The sequence below is a fragment of the Arthrobacter sp. THG-b23 genome (assembly GCF_059091265.1).
Genome location: NZ_JBNHGM010000001.1, coordinates 283584 through 299510, shown reverse-complemented (window position 1 = coordinate 299510; position 15927 = coordinate 283584). Strand labels below are relative to the sequence as shown.

12 protein-coding genes and 1 riboswitch are annotated in these 15927 nt (G+C 69.2%); of the genes, 9 read left to right on the top strand and 3 right to left on the bottom strand.

Features of this window, described 5'->3' with window-relative positions; all coding sequences use genetic code 11:
* Window positions 1–289 precede the first annotated feature (289 nt).
* Window positions 290–1474 carry a TerC family protein gene (locus tag AC5RVD_RS01425; RefSeq protein WP_494113175.1) on the top strand — a complete coding sequence of 395 codons (1185 nt, stop codon included), beginning with the start codon at window positions 290–292 and terminating at the stop codon, window positions 1472–1474.
* Window positions 1475–1730: 256 nt separating this feature from the next.
* The gene (locus tag AC5RVD_RS01420; protein ID WP_494113174.1) at window positions 1731–2888 is read left to right on the top strand and encodes a baeRF2 domain-containing protein; all 1158 of its coding nucleotides are present in this window, start codon (window positions 1731–1733) and stop codon (window positions 2886–2888) included.
* 109 nt (window positions 2889–2997) lie between these two features.
* Here AC5RVD_RS01420 and AC5RVD_RS01415 read toward each other — a convergent pair whose 3' ends face one another.
* Together AC5RVD_RS01415 and AC5RVD_RS01410 are read right to left on the bottom strand one after the other, a co-directional pair.
* A complete protein-coding gene (locus tag AC5RVD_RS01415) occupies window positions 2998–4887 on the bottom strand; it encodes a glycogen debranching N-terminal domain-containing protein (protein ID WP_494125711.1) in 1890 nt (629 codons plus the stop codon).
* A 69-nt stretch (window positions 4888–4956) separates the two neighbouring features.
* On the bottom strand, window positions 4957–5193 hold the full coding sequence (locus AC5RVD_RS01410) for a hypothetical protein (protein WP_494112778.1): 237 nt from the start codon (window positions 5191–5193) through the stop codon (window positions 4957–4959).
* A gap of 149 nt (window positions 5194–5342) precedes the next feature.
* Here AC5RVD_RS01410 and AC5RVD_RS01405 point away from each other — a divergent pair, with 149 nt between their 5' ends.
* The 7 genes from AC5RVD_RS01405 (at window position 5343) to AC5RVD_RS01375 (ending at window position 15227) form a co-directional block, all read left to right on the top strand.
* The gene (locus AC5RVD_RS01405) at window positions 5343–6026 is read left to right on the top strand and encodes a GntR family transcriptional regulator (protein ID WP_494125710.1); all 684 of its coding nucleotides are present in this window, start codon (window positions 5343–5345) and stop codon (window positions 6024–6026) included.
* A 57-nt stretch (window positions 6027–6083) separates the two neighbouring features.
* On the top strand, window positions 6084–7583 hold the full coding sequence (locus tag AC5RVD_RS01400; protein ID WP_494125709.1) for an MFS transporter: 1500 nt from the start codon (window positions 6084–6086) through the stop codon (window positions 7581–7583).
* A gap of 36 nt (window positions 7584–7619) precedes the next feature.
* Window positions 7620–8672: a S66 family peptidase gene (locus AC5RVD_RS01395; RefSeq protein ID WP_494125708.1), complete on the top strand. Its 1053-nt coding sequence runs from the start codon at window positions 7620–7622 to the stop codon at window positions 8670–8672.
* A 118-nt stretch (window positions 8673–8790) separates the two neighbouring features.
* A complete protein-coding gene (locus AC5RVD_RS01390) occupies window positions 8791–9303 on the top strand; it encodes a mycothiol transferase (RefSeq protein ID WP_494125707.1) in 513 nt (170 codons plus the stop codon).
* 100 nt (window positions 9304–9403) lie between these two features.
* Window positions 9404–9503, top strand: a riboswitch (glycine riboswitch).
* A 170-nt stretch (window positions 9504–9673) separates the two neighbouring features.
* The gene (gene gcvP / locus AC5RVD_RS01385; RefSeq protein ID WP_494125706.1) at window positions 9674–12553 is read left to right on the top strand and encodes an aminomethyl-transferring glycine dehydrogenase; all 2880 of its coding nucleotides are present in this window, start codon (window positions 9674–9676) and stop codon (window positions 12551–12553) included.
* 15 nt (window positions 12554–12568) lie between these two features.
* Window positions 12569–13720 carry a glycine cleavage system aminomethyltransferase GcvT gene (gcvT, locus tag AC5RVD_RS01380; RefSeq protein WP_494125705.1) on the top strand — a complete coding sequence of 384 codons (1152 nt, stop codon included), beginning with the start codon at window positions 12569–12571 and terminating at the stop codon, window positions 13718–13720.
* 79 nt (window positions 13721–13799) lie between these two features.
* Window positions 13800–15227: an L-serine ammonia-lyase gene (locus AC5RVD_RS01375; RefSeq protein WP_494125704.1), complete on the top strand. Its 1428-nt coding sequence runs from the start codon at window positions 13800–13802 to the stop codon at window positions 15225–15227.
* Here AC5RVD_RS01375 and AC5RVD_RS01370 read toward each other — a convergent pair.
* On the bottom strand, window positions 15208–15873 hold the full coding sequence (locus AC5RVD_RS01370; RefSeq protein ID WP_494125703.1) for a hypothetical protein: 666 nt from the start codon (window positions 15871–15873) through the stop codon (window positions 15208–15210). The two genes, AC5RVD_RS01375 and AC5RVD_RS01370, sit on opposite strands and share 20 nt — an antisense overlap.
* Window positions 15874–15927 lie beyond the last annotated feature (54 nt).

Below are 15927 nucleotides of genomic sequence, written 5' to 3'. Positions count from 1 at the left end.
CGCGGGCGGCGGCCCGGGCCCCCAGCCTGTCACAGCCGAAATGCGGTGCATAGTCCGCAGGAGTCCGGCCCCGTCCGGCGGGCGATCCGGTCCCGGCCGCCCCGGATCCGCCCGCGGCCGGTTAGCCGTGCACCGTCGTCGTCGTTAGACTGGCAGGTGCGTAAGGGAGTATCCAGATGCGCTGCAGCCGTCAACACGTAGGGCACCGACGCCCGGCCGGTTGCAGTGGCCGGCCGTGCCGGAGGAGAGACTTGCGGGCTCACCGCTACCCGCTTACGGAAGGAAACACATGAGCGTTTCTCCCCTGATTTGGGGCATCACAATCGCCGTTATCCTCGCGTTGCTCGCCTTCGACTACTTCTTCCACATCCGCAAGGCGCACGTGCCGTCGCTGAAGGAAGCCGCCATCTGGTCCGCCTTGTACGTGGGCATCGCCATCGTCTTCGGGATCCTGGTGCTGATCTACGGCGGCGTGGACATGGGCTCCGAGTACTTCGCCGGCTACATCACCGAGAAGGCGCTCTCGGTAGACAACCTGTTTGTCTTCCTCATCATCATTGCCAGTTTCAAGGTGCCGCGCGAAGACCAGCAAAAAGTGCTGCTGTTCGGTATCGTGTTCTCGCTGATCGCCCGCACCGGATTCATCTTCCTGGGCGCGGCGCTGATCAACACCTTCGCCTGGGTGTTCTACGCCTTCGGACTGATCCTGATTATCACGGCAGGCAACCTGCTCAAGCCCGGACACGACGGCGGCGAGGCGGACAACTTCATCATCCGGCTGGCCAAGCGGTTCTTCCACACCACGGATTACTACGACGGCGACAAACTGTTCACCATCAAGGACGGCAAGAAGGCGATGACGCCGATGCTGCTGGTCATGGTGGCCATCGGCGGCACGGACATCCTGTTCGCGCTGGACTCCATTCCCGCGATCTTCGGCCTGACGCAAAACGTCTTCATTGTCTTCACCGCCACGGCCTTCTCGCTGATGGGCCTGCGCCAGCTGTACTTCCTGATCGACGGCCTGCTGGACCGGTTGATCTACCTGTCCTACGGCCTGGCCGCGATCCTGGCCTTCATCGGGGTGAAGCTGATCCTGCACGCACTGCACGAGAACAACCTGCCCTTCGTCAACGACGGCAACCCGGTCCCGGTGGTCGAGATCACCACCGGACTCTCGCTCACCGTCATCATCGGCATCCTGGTGGTCACCGTCGTGGCCTCGCTGATGAGCAAGGCGGGCAAGGCACAGAACGCCATCAACAACGCACGCCGGCACGCGGTCAACTACATGGATCTCTCCTACACCGCTGATCCGGCAGAACGTGAACGCATTTACCGGCTGCTGGTGGAAGAAGAACGCCAGATCGTGCAAATGGAACCGAAGTACCGCAACAAGGCCAAGGACGTGGACATCATCCGCGAACAGGTGGCCGAGGCCCACCGCCAGCACGCGGAATACCAGAGGAGCTAGGGCCGCCTGGGCCGGCCGGGGCCCAGGAATCGGGACTCCCCAAAAAGGACGTCCCACCGGCGGCGCGGCAGGCCCGGACCGCCGTTCCCGCACCCCACCGGACCGCGGACGACGGCGGCAAACCGGCCCGGCGAACTGATTCGCCGGGCCGGTGAGGACAGGTCCGCCGCCTCTTCAAGGGCAAAACGTCCGGTGCTACGGTGAGGGCTACTGATCAAGAAAACCCGCAGTTCCAATCGCAGGGAAGGTGATCACGATGACCGAGCAGGTCAACACGACCCACGCAGCCAACAAGAGGTACGCCGAACTGTACAAGAAGCCGGGCCCTTGGATCACGGTCTACGTGGACGCCAGTACGGGCACCGTGGATTCCCTGCGGGCCGGGGATGTGCTGCCGGACAGGCTGCGGGAATCGCTCGAGAAACAGGGCGCCGCGAAGGCGGACATAGAAGCCGTGATCGACGCCGTTTCCCCGGCCACCGGCGTTCCGTCTCCGGTCGGCCGCTTCGTGCTGGTGCGCGGCGGTGAGGCCGAGATCAATGAGGTGCTCCCGGGCGCGCTGTCCGGTCCGGAGGTGGTTCAGGCCGGCCCGATTCCCGACCTGGTGCCCCTGTTAAAGGCCCGCGGCGACGACTTCCCATACGTGGTGGCCGAGGTGGGCCGGGATGGCGGTGAGGTCCACCTGCAGTACGCGCGCCGGAACGGCGTGGTGGAAACGAGGACGGTGGAGGGCGAGCGGGAGAACCTCACCAAGGTCCCCGGCGGCGGCTGGTCCCAGGGCCGCTATCAGCACCGCACCGAAGAGATTTGGCGCAAGAACGCCGATGAAATCGCCGCCGAGATCGATCGCGTGGTGCAGGCCAGCAAGGCGCGGCTGCTGATTGTGGCGGGAGATATCCGGGCCCGCGAGCTGGTGGTCGACCAGCTTTCCGAAGCCAGCCGTGCGATCGAATCCACCATCGACTCGCACACCCGCACCGGCGGAGCGGACAAGGAAGCGCTCCGTGCGGAAATAGCCGCCCGGGTGGCCCATGTGTGGACCGAGCAGCGCAAAGCCATCCTGGACCGCCTGGCCAACCAAACGGGGCAGGCCCATCCGGAGTGGACGGCGGGCCTGGGCGAGTGCGTCCGGGCGCTGCAGCAGGCGCAGGTTGGCACGCTGCTGATGAACGACGACGCCCTCGCCGATCATCAGGTGCATGCCCTGACGGCCGAACCGTGGATCGCTACGGCCGGCGAGCAAGCCGTCAACGGCGACCTGCTGGCCAAGGTTCCTGCCCCGGCGGCGCTGGTCCGCGCAGCGGCGCTGACCGACGCCCGGGTGACCATGGTCCCCGAAGGGGCCCTGCCGGGAGGGAAGAGCATAGCGGCGCTGCTCCGCTGGCCCACCGGCCCCGACGTGCCGCGAGGCTAAGGTCCTCCGGCGTGCCGAGAGCGCCGGAGCGCCGGAGCGCCCGGGCGCCGCGCGCCGAGCGGACGCCCGCCGCCCGGCGGGGACGGACCGCCTGCCCGGCGGCGTGTGGCTAAACGGCCGTGGCGCTGAAACCGCCCAGGGCCAGCGCCACGGGCACCGCCGCCGCGGCCGCCCCGGCGTGCGGCCGGCAGGCGGACGGATACGGCAGCGCCGGGCGGACCTCCACCGCGGCCTGCCCGCTGAAGAGCTCCGGCAACCGGTAGTCGAATCCCTCGGCCGCGTCGAGCAGCCCTGCCGCCAACTGTGCGGCCTGTTCCTGGAAGCCGGTGCGCAGCAGCCCCATCACAATCCAGGCGGTCTCCTGCGTCCAGACCGCCCCTGAGCGGCGGCGGGTGGGCCAGAACCCGGGGTTCGCGGTGGACAGGGTCCGGACGCCGTAGCCGGAGAACAAGGTCCGATCCATCAGCCGCGCAACCACCGTCCGGGTTTCCTCGGGGTTCAGCAGCCCCGTGCCCAGCAGGTGTCCCATGCCGGACCCGACGCCGTCCACCCGCTGCTTTTTGTCGTCGAGTGCCATCGCCGGGTAAGGGCCGGCGTCGTCGGTGCACCAGAACCGGCTGCGGAAGTTCTCCGCCAGCCGGGACGCGTAATCCCGCCACTCGGCGCCGGCGTTCGCTTCGCCGAAGTAGTCCAGCAACACTGCTGCGGCACGGGCCGCCTCGTAGGCATAGGCCTGCAGTTCGGCCGACGCGACCGTCCCGGTCGCCGCCCGGCCGTCCAGATAGCGGTACGCGGCGCGCGTGTCGCCGGACCCCTGGTGCCCCGGCCCCTGCAGGGCGGGAACCGGCGTCTCCAGGAGGCCGTCGCCGTCGGGGTCGCCGTCGATGCGCAGCCAGTCCAGCGCAGCCTCCAGATGGGGCAGCAGGTCCCGGACGGCGTCCTCCGGCATCCCCGAGTGCCAGGCGTCGTGCAGCAGTACGATCCACAGCAGCGTGGCGTCGGGCGACCCGTACAGGACCGGGGGAAGCTGCCGGACCACGGCATCGGCGGGCATCGCCAGGCGGCGCTGCCGCACCTCCTGGACCATCAGGCCGGGCCGTTCTCCCGATTCGGCCGACTCGGCCGTGCCCTGCCACGCCGCCACCGCCCGCAGCGTCCCTTCCGCAACCGCGGCGTCGACCGGCAGCAGCAGCCGGGCGGCAACCAGCGCCTCCCGGCCGTACAGCGTCAGGAACCAGGGGGCACCCGCCGCCAAAAAGACATCGCCAGGGGTCTGGCGTCCAGCCATCCGCAGGCTGTTGAGGTCGGTGATGGACCGGCTCATCAGCCGCTGCAGCCGGGGATCCCCCGCCAGCGACGGCGTGCGCAGCGGGGGCGCGGCCGCGGCAGCCAGGGGAGCATCGTCGTCGTCAAGCTCAAGACTCCAGGAGAGCACGACGACGGCGCCCGGCTTGAGCAACTCCGTCCACTCCAGCCGGATGAGGCTGCCGTCAAAACTGACCCGGGCACCTTCGGCCGTCAGCGCGGCGCGTGTATTGTCCCGCCAGCTCCAGGCGGCTTCGCCCGGGGCCACCGAGCCGGCCTCGCCCGCGGCCCCGGCGCGCACCTGTTCCAGCGGAATGGCGTCGGCCACCAGGTCGACGCGGACCCGGAGCTCCAACTCGTCCTCGAGGGCCGACGTAAACGTGAGCGCCTCGGCCAGCCGGCCGGCTTCCACCGCCCGCGAGCGGTTCAACGTCACCAGCGGATCCGTCCCGTCCGCCGTGGTCCGGATGAATGCGAAGAAGTCGGCGCGTCCGGCCGAGCGCGACTGGGTGGAAATCCACTCCGGTTCCTGCCCGTTCACCGCCAGCAGGCAGCGGGCCAACACGCGGTCGTCCCCGCAGTAGACCCCTTGGGCTCCGGTACCCCTGATCTGCCCGTGGGGCTCGCTCCAGGCTTGGACGGGTGCCGCGAAGACTCCCGTGAGATCGTGCAGATACGGCTGGCGGTAGACCATTTACTCATCTTGGCAGCATCGGCAGTCCCGGAACAATCTGCGGCCGGCCGTCCATAGGCCGGGATGGGTTCAGCCGACGGTGCCGGAGGCGTCCCGCCCGCCGGGTGTCCAGGACAGGTGGATCAGGACCCCGTCCGTCGTCTCTTCGATGACCAGGCGCAGCTCATCGCCATAGAGTTCCCGGGGGCCTGCGGGGCCGCTTTCGCTTTGCTGCACCAGATCGGCCAAGGCGGCGGCCATCGCCCGGCCCCAGTCCTGGTGGTTCTTGCTGTTGGCGGTTGCGGTGGCGGTATAGGTGGCGTTCATGCTGAGCACGTCCTGACTGCACGTTTAGAACCTGCCGCACGACGCTGTGCCGCAGGTCCCATCAGAGTAGCCAGCCCCGTGACCCCGATCTACCTTTTCGCGTACATTACTCATATGTGACGCCAGTCATAATCCGGCAGGAGGTCATGATGAGGGGCAGCGGGCCCGGACGGGCGGGCCGCGACGAGGCGGTCCGGAAACTGCGGGAGGACATCCTGGCCGGCGGCCTGCAGCCAGGCTCCAGGGTGACCGTTGCCGGGCTCGCCGGGCGCATCGATGCGGAGGAAGCCCTGGCGCGCGACGCCGTCGGCGTCCTCACGGAAGAAGGCCTGATCGAGGCCACCGGGCACGAACACCGGATTGCCAATCCCGGTCCACAGCAGGCCATCCAGCTTCTGGATGTGATGGGCGTGGTGCTGGTCGCGCTGTTCGAGCGGGCTGCCCCGCGTTTGTCGCCCGCCGAGATCGACACCATGGCCACGCTGGCGGAGGACCTGCAGGGGGCGATCAACCGCGAGGACACGCTGGCCTCCTACCGCGCGGTCGGCAGGCTGGTGGCCGTCATCCTGGGGGCGGCAGATCATCAGGAACTGAAGGCCGTGAACACGCATGTGCTCGACCGCTCGCTCGCCCGGCTGCACCTCTTCCAACATGCCGCCGCCTATCCTCTCTGGACCGACGGCTGGCGCGAGACCGTGCAGTATCTCCAGCAGGGTCAGCCCGAGGCGGCAGTGGAGCGGCTGCGGCAAACATTCTGGATCCTCGCCGAAGGGTTGGCCCAGGAGGTTCCTGGCCCGCCTGCCGGGCGACCGGGCCGCGACGGGATAAAGTGATTCCCGGCCGGTTTTGATCCCGGCCGCCCGCCCGGCCTTTCGACCCATGGACCACGCTTGCCCTCGCCCGCACAACTGACTGCCGATAACCGACCGAGCCCCGATTCCCCGCCGCCTCCGGAGACCCGCACCGGGCCGCGCCCCGCCCAGCGGCGCTCCGCCCCGTTTGCCGGCCGGCTGACCGTATTCGCCGGCGTCCTGCTGCTCGCGTTCAGCCTGCGGCTGGCCGTCTCCGGTGTGTCGCCGGTGCTGGCGGATATTGCCGCGGATTTGCCGTTCGGCACGGCTTCCGCCGGTGTGCTGGGCATGCTGCCCACCGCAGCCTTCGCCGCCGCCGGGTTCGCCGTTCCGGTGCTGATGCGCCGGATCGGCTTGGAAGCGCTGCTGCTCGTGGCACTGGGCATGGCCGCGATCGGCCAACTCGGCCGTGCGATGGTCTCCGACGTGCCGTCGTTCCTGGTCCTGTCCGGCCTCACCATGGCGGGCTACGGGATCGGCAACATCTTGCTGCCGCCGCTGGTGAAGCGCTATTTCCCGGACCGGATCGGCCTCATCACCGCCCTTTACGTGACATTGCTGGCGGTCAGCACGGCGTTCAGCCCGCTGCTTGCCGTGCCGCTTGAGCAGGCTGCCGGCTGGCGGTTCTCGATCGGAGTGTGGGCGGCCGTGAGCGTGGCCGCGCTCGTGCCGTGGCTGATGACCGCGTGGACGGAACATTGGCGCCGTCGGACCGCGCGCCTGGTGCTGCAGCCCTACCGCCCCGGCGGTTTGGACATCCTCCCGCCGGAGGACGGCGGCGCCCGGCACGCGGCCGGGCCCGGGCCGGCCGTGGGTCCCGGGACGGCAGGTGGCCCCGGTGATGCCCGCTCCGGGGTGGCGGCCGGCCCCGGGGCGACCTGCGGGCCGCCCGATGCGGAGCCCACGGGTTCCGCAGCGGGAGCCGCGGCCGCTTCCGCCGAAACGACGGCGGTACGCGTCTGGCGCTCGCCGGTCGCCTGGGGGCTGGCCCTGGTGTTCGCCGGGACCTCGTCGAACACGTTTGCCATGTTCACGTGGTTGCCGCCGTTGTTGGTGGACAGCGGGATGCTGCCCCCGACGGCCGGCACCATGCTGGCCTACTACGCCATCCTGGGCCTGCCGACCAGCCTGTTGGTGCCGCTGATCGCGGCGCGGCTGCGCAATCCGCTGGGCTTGGGCCTGCTGTTCATCGGCTTCTACGCGGCCGGATACGCCGGGCTGCTGCTGTCACCCTCGTTTGGCACGTGGCTGTGGATCACCTTGGCCGGGCTCGGCCAGGGCACCTATGCCATGGCGCTGCTGCTGGTCAACCTCCGGACCCGCACCACGGCCGGTGCGGCGGCGCTCTCCGGGTTCGCGCAGGGGATCGGATACACCGTCGCCTGCGCCGGTCCGCTGATGTTTGGGCTGCTGCGCGACGTCAGCGGCGGCTGGGGTGCTTCCTTCGGCCTGCTGGGAGCTGCGTTGCTCATCCTTGCTGTGGGCCTGGTCATCGTGCGGCGGCCCCGCTATCTGGAGGACTCGGCCCGGGACCGGTAGCGGCTGCCGACGGACAGCCCGTGGTTGGATGGGGAAATGCCGACGAGCCATGCCCGCGTATCGCCGCCCAAGCTTGAATTGGGCGACCGGGTCGCGATTCTCTCTCCGTCCTTTGCGGCCCCCGGATTCGCACCGGATGTCCACGAGCAGGCGATGCGTCGTCTCATCGCCGAAACGGGACTGATCCCCGTGGAATACCCGACGACCCGAAAGCTTGGCGCTTCCGCCGCGGAACGCGCTGCGGACCTCCATGCCGCGTGGTCGGACCCGGCCATCCGGGCCATCCTCGCGACGATCGGCGGCGATGACCAGATAGCCGTCATTCCCCACCTGGACGCCGGTCTCGCCGCCGCGAACCCCAAGATCTTCATGGGCTACAGCGACAACACGAACCTCCTGAACTGGCTGTGGTCGCTCGGAATAGCGGGCTACTACGGGGGCTCGACCCAAGTGCACCTCGGAGCCGGCCCGCACGTTGACGACGTGCACCTGGCGTCGCTGAAGGCAGCGCTGTTCACGGGCGCCGAGCTGGAACTTGTGGATCCCGGCGAGTCCGAGGACTTTGGGCCGGACTGGCTGACGCCCCAGGCCCTTGTCGAATTCGGCCAACGGGAACCCACGCAGCCGTGGACCTGGGCGGGACCGGAGCGGGAAGCGGCCGGCCGCACCTGGGGCGGGTGCCTGGAGGTCATCGATCAGCTGGCCCTGGCCGATCGGCTCCCTTCTCGGGAATCCCTCGAGGGATCGATCCTGATCCTTGAGTCGAGCGAGGAGACTCCTCCGGCGGCATGGGTCAAGAGGTGGGTCCGGGCGCTGGGCGAACGGGGGGTCCTGTCGGTCGTGGAGGGAGTGGTCGTGGCGCGGCCGCCGGTGAGCACCCACGACATGGTCCCTCCAGCGGACGAGCGGGCCGGGCTCCGCGCCGCCCAACGCGATGTGGTCCTCGCCGAGATGAAGCGCTACAACGAACACGCCGTCGTCTGTGTCGGGGTCCCGTTCGGTCATACCCGTCCGCAATGGATCGTCCCCTACGGCGGAACGATGCGGCTCGACGGCCGGAACCGAACCATCACGGCGGATTACAGCTGACGGCTTCGAGGCGGTTCGGGCGGGGATGCGCCGTCCCCACGCCTTCACGCGGGGCACGCATTCCTCGCTGTGGCACCAGACGGTAGGCTGGCGCCACAATCGACCACGAGGAGGCGCCATGAAGTTCAATGACCTGCTCGCCGATGCCTACGGCAGGATCCAGGAACGCGTCCACACCGTGCTGGACGGGCTGGACGCCGGACAGTTGGCCGCCCGGCCAGGCGGCGACAGCAACTCGATCGCCTGGCTCCTCTGGCATCTGACGCGCATCCAGGACGACCATATTGCCGATGTCGCCGGCACGGACCAGTACTGGCTGACCGGCTGGGCGGAGCGGTTCGACCTGCCGCTGCCCCGGAAAGACCATGGCTACGGCCACACGTCCGAGCAGGTAGCGGCCGTGCGGGTCGAATCGGCCGAGTTGCTGCGCGGTTATTACGACGACGTCCATGCGGGCACCCTGAAGTACCTGGCCGGACTGACCGAGGACGACCTGGACCGGATCGTGGACACCCGGTGGGACCCGCACGTCAGCCTGGGGGTCCGGCTGGTCAGCGTCCTGGACGACTGCCTGGAGCACGTCGGGCAGGCCGCGTACGTGAAGGGCATGCTCTCGCGCGCGAAAGCCTAGCGGCCGCGGCCGCTAAACCGGGCCATGGCCGCCGCCGCCTTGTTGCCCGCCAGCCGCTCGACTACCATTCAAGGAGTCAGAAACAACTGAATACAGCCTTCGACATGCGGCGGGAGAGTCCTGCTGGGTTTCAGTCAGCAGGCGCCGTAGGAGCAATACCTCCCCAGGAATCTCTCAGGCCCCTGTACCGCCGCGGAGAGGCAACTCTGGAAAGCAGCCGGACCGTTCAGGACCGGCTCACCGACGGTGCAAGCAGGAGTCGGCCCCTTGGGCCACCCCTGCGGAATCTCTCAGGTTCAGTCACAGAGCGGGGAGGAACCCTTCACTACCGGCATGGTCCGCCCAGCCGGGGATAACTGGAGTTCCTCACATGACGGCTAAGTCCACCAGCACTACCCGGCCCGGCAGCGCTTCCTTTACCGACCGCCACATCGGTCCGCGCCGGAACGACGCGGAAACCATGCTCAAGCAGCTGGGTTATGGCAGTATCGACGACCTGGTGGACGCGGCCGTGCCCGCAGACATCCGCCAGCAGGAACCGCTGGCCCTGCCCGCCGCCCGCAGCGAGTCCCAGGTCCTGGGGGACCTGCGCGCCCTCGCCGCGAAGAACGTGAAGGCCGTACAAATGATCGGCCAAGGCTACTACGACACCATCACTCCGGCCGTGATCCGCCGCAACGTGGTGGAGGACCCGGCCTGGTACACCGCCTACACCCCGTACCAGCCGGAAATTTCGCAGGGCCGGTTGGAGGCGCTGCTGAACTTCCAGACCATGGTCCAGGACCTCACGGCGCTCCCGATCGCCAACGCCTCGCTGCTGGACGAAGCCACCGCAGTGGCCGAAGCCGTGCTGCTGATGCGCCGGTCCAACAAGTCCAAGTCCGCCGGCAAGACCGTGCTGGACGCGGACCTGCTGCCGCAGACCATCGCCGTCGTCAAGGGCCGGGCCGAGGCGCTGGACTTTGACGTAGTGGTTGCCGATCTCTCCGCCGGCCTGCCCGACGGCGACATCTCGGGCATCGTGCTGCAGCAGCCGGGAGCCTCCGGCCGCGTGTTCGACCACGCTCCGGTGATCGCGCAGGCCAAGGAGCGCGGCGCCTTGGTCACCGTGGCCGCCGACCTGCTGGCCCTGACCCTGATCACGCCTCCGGGCGAGCAGGGCGCGGACATCGCCGTCGGCAACACCCAGCGTTTCGGCGTGCCGCTCTTCTTCGGCGGCCCGCACGCCGCCTACATGGCCGTGCGCAAGGGGCTGGAGCGCTCGCTGCCCGGCCGCCTGGTGGGCGTGTCCAAGGACGACGCCGGCCGCCCCGCCTACCGCCTGGCCCTGCAGACCCGCGAGCAGCACATCCGCCGCGAGAAGGCCACCTCCAACATCTGCACCGCGCAGGCCCTCCTGGCCGTCGTCGCCAGCATGTACGCCGTCTACCACGGACCCGAGGGACTGAAGGCAATTGCGCAGCACGCCAACGAGGCCGCCCGCACCCTGGCCGGCGTGCTCACCGGCGCCGGCTACTCGCTGGTGGCCGACCGGTTCTTCGACACCCTCACGGTGAAGGCTCCCGGCAAGGCCGCGGAAATCGCCGCCGCCGCCGAGGCCAAGGGCGTGAACCTGCGCCGCATCGACGCCGACCACGTGGGCATTTCCGCCGACGAAACAACGACGGCGGAGCACCTCGCCCTGGTCGCGGAGGCCTTCGGTGTGGAGGACGCCGCCGGCAAGACCGCCGAAACGGCCGGGAGCGCCGGCTTCGAGCTGCCGGACGACCTGCTGCGCAGCTCGTCCTACCTGGACCATCCGGTGTTCCACAGCCACCGCTCCGAGACCCAGATGCTGCGCTACCTGCGCCGGCTCTCCGACCGCGACCTGGCGCTGGACCGGACCATGATCCCGTTGGGTTCGTGCACCATGAAGCTGAACGCGACCGCGGAAATGGAAGCGATGACCTGGCCGGAATTCGCCTCCATCCACCCGTTCGCCCCGGCCAGCCAGACCGCCGGCTGGCGCGAACTGATTACCGACCTGGAGGAACGCCTCGCGGCGATCACCGGCTACGCCGGCGTCTCCATCCAGCCCAACGCCGGTTCGCAGGGCGAATATGCCGGGCTGCTGGCCATCCGCCGCTACCACTTGGCCAACGGCGACGACAAGCGCGACGTCTGCCTGATCCCCGCCTCCGCGCACGGCACCAACGCGGCCTCGGCCGTGCTGGCCGGCATGAAGGTTGTAGTGGTCGCCACGGCACCGGACGGCACCATCGACCACGCCGACCTGCGCGCGAAGATCGACCAGCACGCGGACGCGCTTTCGGCCATCATGATCACCTACCCGTCGACGCACGGTGTGTACGACGCCGACGTGCGCGACGTCTGCGAGGCGGTCCATGCAGCCGGCGGCCAGGTCTACATCGACGGGGCCAACCTCAACGCGCTGGTCGGACTCGCCCAGCCGGGCAAGTTCGGCGGCGACGTCTCCCACCTGAACCTGCACAAGACCTTCTGCATCCCGCACGGCGGCGGCGGCCCCGGCGTCGGGCCGGTGGCGGTGGCCGAGCATCTGGTGCCGTTCCTGCCGGGCAACGCCGCGCTGGCCGAACACGAAGGCAAGGGCGTGCCGGTCTCGGCCACCGAGTACGGCTCCGCCGGCGTGCTGCCGATCTCCTGGGCCTACGTGGCCATGATGGGCGCCGAGGGCCTGACCGAGGCAACGAAGAGCGCCCTGCTGGCCGCCAACTACGTCGCCGCCCGGCTGAACGAGCACTTCCCGGTGCTCTACACCGGCAACGACGGGCTGGTCGCGCACGAGTGCATCCTGGACCTGCGCGAACTCACCGCCAAGTCGGGGGTGACCGCCGAGGACGTGGCCAAGCGCCTGATCGACTATGGCTTCCACGCGCCCACGCTGTCCTTCCCCGTGGCAGGCACCCTGATGGTGGAGCCGACCGAGTCCGAGGACCTGGCGGAGATTGAGCGGTTTATCGACGCGATGATCGCGATCAAGGGCGAAATCGACCAGGTGATCGCCGGCGACTTCCCGCTCGACGCCAGCCCGCTGCGCCTGGCGCCGCACACCGCCGCGGCCGTGGTCAGCTCCGACTGGGACCGGCCGTACACCCGCGAACAGGCCGCCTTCCCGGTACCGGGCCTGCAAGTGGACAAATACTTCGCCCCGGTCGGACGGATCGACGGCGCCGGCGGCGACCGCAACCTGATCTGCAGCTGCCCGCCGCCCGAAGCCTTCGAGAACTAGAGAGGTCAGCACCGCATGACTACCGAGACCACCACCATGCCCCGGCACACCGCGCTCTACGAGGAACACGAGCGGTTGGGTGCCTCCTTCACCGACTTCGGCGGCTGGATGATGCCGCTGAAGTACAGCAGCGAATTGGCCGAGCACCGCGCCGTGCGGAACAGCGCCGGCCTGTTCGACCTCTCGCACATGGGCGAAGTCTGGGTCACCGGCCCGGAGGCCGGGAAGTTCCTGGACTACGCACTCGTCGGCAAGCTCTCCGCCGTCACCGAGGGCCGGGCCAAGTATTCGCTGATCTGCAACGCCGACGGCGGCATCATCGATGACCTGATCATCTATCGCCGTCCCGCCAACCAGCACGGGGACCGTTACCTGGTGGTGCCCAATGCCGGCAACGCCCCGACGGTCGCCGCGGAACTCGCCGCACGGGTCGAAGGTTTCGACGCCACGGTGGAAGACGCCACGGCCGAAACGTCGCTGGTGGCGGTGCAGGGACCGAAGTCCGTGGAGATCCTGCTCCAACTGGTGCCCGCCAACCAGCACGCCGCGGTGCGGGACATGAAGTACTACGCCGCCGACGAGGTGGACTTCACCGTGTCCGGGGCGCCGCTCAAGCTGCTGCTGGCCCGGACCGGGTACACCGGCGAAGACGGCTTCGAGATCTACGTTCCCAACATCAACGCGGCCGCGCTCTGGAACGCCCTGCTGGCAGCAGGGCGGGGCTCCGACCTGCTGCCGGCCGGGCTGGCCTGCCGCGACTCGCTCCGGCTGGAAGCGGGCATGCCGCTCTACGGCAACGAGCTCACCCTCGAGACCAGCCCGTTCGACGCCGGCCTGGGCGGCGTGGTGGCGCTGAAGAAGGACGGCGACTTCGTGGGCCGCGAGGCGCTCGAGGCGCAGAAGGAGAAGGGCTCGGCCCGCAAGCTCGTGGGGCTCAAGGGCGCCGGACGGCGCGCCGGCCGCTCCCACTACCCGGTCCTGAAAGACGGCCGGACCATCGGCGAAGTCACCTCCGGCCAGCCCAGCCCCACCCTCGGCTACCCGGTCGCGTTGGCCTACGTGGACGCCGAGTACGCAGAACCCGGGACCCGGGTGGAGGTGGACCTGCGCGGCAAACCGGAGCCGTTCGACGTCGTCGAGCTGCCCTTCTACCGGCGGGACAAGTAACCGCGTCCCGGCAGGCAAACAGCCGCGGCACTGCGGACCCGTTGTGCCAGAGAGCTGCGTGAATAAGGAAAGGGATGACATGGCTGTAGGCGTTTTCGACCTTTTCTCCGTGGGCATCGGTCCCTCCAGTTCGCACACGGTGGGCCCGATGCGGGCTGCCTCCGTGTTCGTGCGGGAGGTGGCCGAGGCCGGCCTGCTCGACAGGGTGGACGGGCTGCGCGTGGACCTGTACGGCTCGCTCGCTGCCACCGGACGCGGACACGGGACGTTCACCGCCGTGCTGCTGGGGCTGGAGGGCTTCGAACCGGAGCAGATCCTGCCCGCCCAGGTGGAAGAGCGGCTGGCGGACATCGCCGCCTCCGGCCGGCTGCGGCTGGGCGCGGAACTGCCCGGCGCCGCCGGCCGGACGCTTGACTACGGCGTGCAGGACATGGTGCTGCACCCGCTGACCGTGCTGCCCCGGCACACCAACGGCATGACGTTCCAGGTGCTGGAATCGGCCGACGGCGGCGAGTCCCGCCTCCTGCACGAAGCCACCTTCTTCTCGGTGGGCGGCGGCTTCATTGTCCGCGGCGGCGAGGAGGAAGCCGCCCGCGAGGAACTGGAGTCCTCCAAGCAGCAGCTGCCCTATCCGTTCCGCACGGCGGCAGGGCTGTTGGAGCACTGCCGCAACACCGGCCTGGCCATCAGCGACATCATGATGCTCAACGAAGAGGCCTCACGCCCGCGCGAGGAGATCGAGGCCGGGCTGCTGCACATCTACAACGTCATGGAAGAGTGCAAGGACTCGGCCATCCGCCGGGAAGGCGACCTGCCCGGCGGACTCAACGTCCGTCGTCGGGCCCCCGCCTGGCACGAACGGCTGCGCAAGGAAGACCCGGACCGGGACCACAAGTACTGGCAGGAATGGGTCAACCTGGTGGCGCTGGCCGTCAACGAGGAAAACGCCTCGGGCGGGCGGGTGGTCACCGCGCCCACCAACGGGGCCGCCGGCATCATCCCCGCCGTGCTGTTCTATGCCACGCACTATGCACCCGGCATGGAACAGGCCACCCGCGAGGACAAGGAGCAGGTGGTCGTGAAGTTCCTGTTGACCGCCGGCGCCGTCGGGGTCCTCTACAAGGAGCAGGCATCCATTTCCGGTGCCGAGGTCGGCTGCCAGGGCGAAGTCGGCTCCGCGTCGTCGATGGCTGCCGCAGGACTGGCCGAAATCCTCGGCGGAATCCCGGCCCAAGTGGAAAACGCGGCCGAAATCGCGATGGAGCACAACCTGGGGCTCACCTGCGATCCGATCGGCGGACTGGTGCAGATCCCGTGCATCGAACGGAACGCTATCGGCGCGGCCAAGGCCGTGAACGCGGCCAAGATGGCGCTGATGGGTGACGGCACGCACCGGGTGTCGCTGGACCAGGTCATCGTGACCATGCGCGAGACCGGGCGCGACATGAGCGACAAGTACAAGGAAACCGCCACCGGCGGTCTCGCCGTCAACGTCGTGGAGTGCTAGGAAGCGACATCCTCCAGGTCCTGTCCCGACCGGTCGACGGCCGGCGGGCCGGCGGGACGCCGCGGCGGCATCGGAGGCCGGCGCGGGGCGACCGGCCTTCGGGCGCCGGACAAGACTGAGGCAGGACGTTCGGCAGCCTGCGACCGGGCAGGTGCGGGCGGCGGCTGAGCGGCGTCCCCGGCCGGCGCCCCACGGCGTCGCGCCACTGTCCGGAGCCGGCGCCCAGCTGCCCGGCGCCGGACTTGGCGGCAGCGCCGATCCTGCGGGCGGCCGGGGCGATCTTACTGCCTAGATCCCTGGCACGACCGGCGGCCTCACCCCACGGCAGCGCGGAGATCGCCGCGCCGGCGGTGCGTGCCGCGGCTGTAAGCCGGCGGATGGCCGGGCGCCGGCCATCCGCCGCGGGCCGGTTGAGCACCATCAGGATGGCGGCGAGCAAGGCGACCGGGATGGAGACCAGCACGGCAACGGCGCCGGCGTACATGGCCAGGAAGACCTTGGCGGGGGAATCAAACATGCCGGCGACGAAGGCCGCGGCTCCCAGGAGCAACCAGATCCAGAAAACCATGACGCCACAGAGCGTGGTCCGGGCCTGGCGATACGTACGGAGCGACCGCCCGCGCACGGTGTGCTTAGCCGCCTCCACGCTTCCTACTCCCCAACGACAGCCCCACTAATCGGGGCACCTGAGCACATTGTA

What these genes read in the sequence shown, in the direction of transcription:
- AC5RVD_RS01425 (WP_494113175.1), top strand. Translation starts at nt 290, where the DNA reads ATGAGCGTTTCTCCCCTGATTTGGGGCATCACAATCGCCGTTATCCTC.
- AC5RVD_RS01420 (WP_494113174.1), top strand. Translation starts at nt 1,731, where the DNA reads ATGACCGAGCAGGTCAACACGACCCACGCAGCCAACAAGAGGTACGCC.
- AC5RVD_RS01415 (WP_494125711.1), bottom strand. Translation starts at nt 4,887, where the DNA reads ATGGTCTACCGCCAGCCGTATCTGCACGATCTCACGGGAGTCTTCGCG.
- AC5RVD_RS01410 (WP_494112778.1), bottom strand. Translation starts at nt 5,193, where the DNA reads ATGAACGCCACCTATACCGCCACCGCAACCGCCAACAGCAAGAACCAC.
- AC5RVD_RS01405 (WP_494125710.1), top strand. Translation starts at nt 5,343, where the DNA reads ATGAGGGGCAGCGGGCCCGGACGGGCGGGCCGCGACGAGGCGGTCCGG.
- AC5RVD_RS01395 (WP_494125708.1), top strand. Translation starts at nt 7,620, where the DNA reads ATGCCGACGAGCCATGCCCGCGTATCGCCGCCCAAGCTTGAATTGGGC.
- AC5RVD_RS01390 (WP_494125707.1), top strand. Translation starts at nt 8,791, where the DNA reads ATGAAGTTCAATGACCTGCTCGCCGATGCCTACGGCAGGATCCAGGAA.
- gcvP (WP_494125706.1), top strand. Translation starts at nt 9,674, where the DNA reads ATGACGGCTAAGTCCACCAGCACTACCCGGCCCGGCAGCGCTTCCTTT.
- gcvT (WP_494125705.1), top strand. Translation starts at nt 12,569, where the DNA reads ATGACTACCGAGACCACCACCATGCCCCGGCACACCGCGCTCTACGAG.
- AC5RVD_RS01375 (WP_494125704.1), top strand. Translation starts at nt 13,800, where the DNA reads ATGGCTGTAGGCGTTTTCGACCTTTTCTCCGTGGGCATCGGTCCCTCC.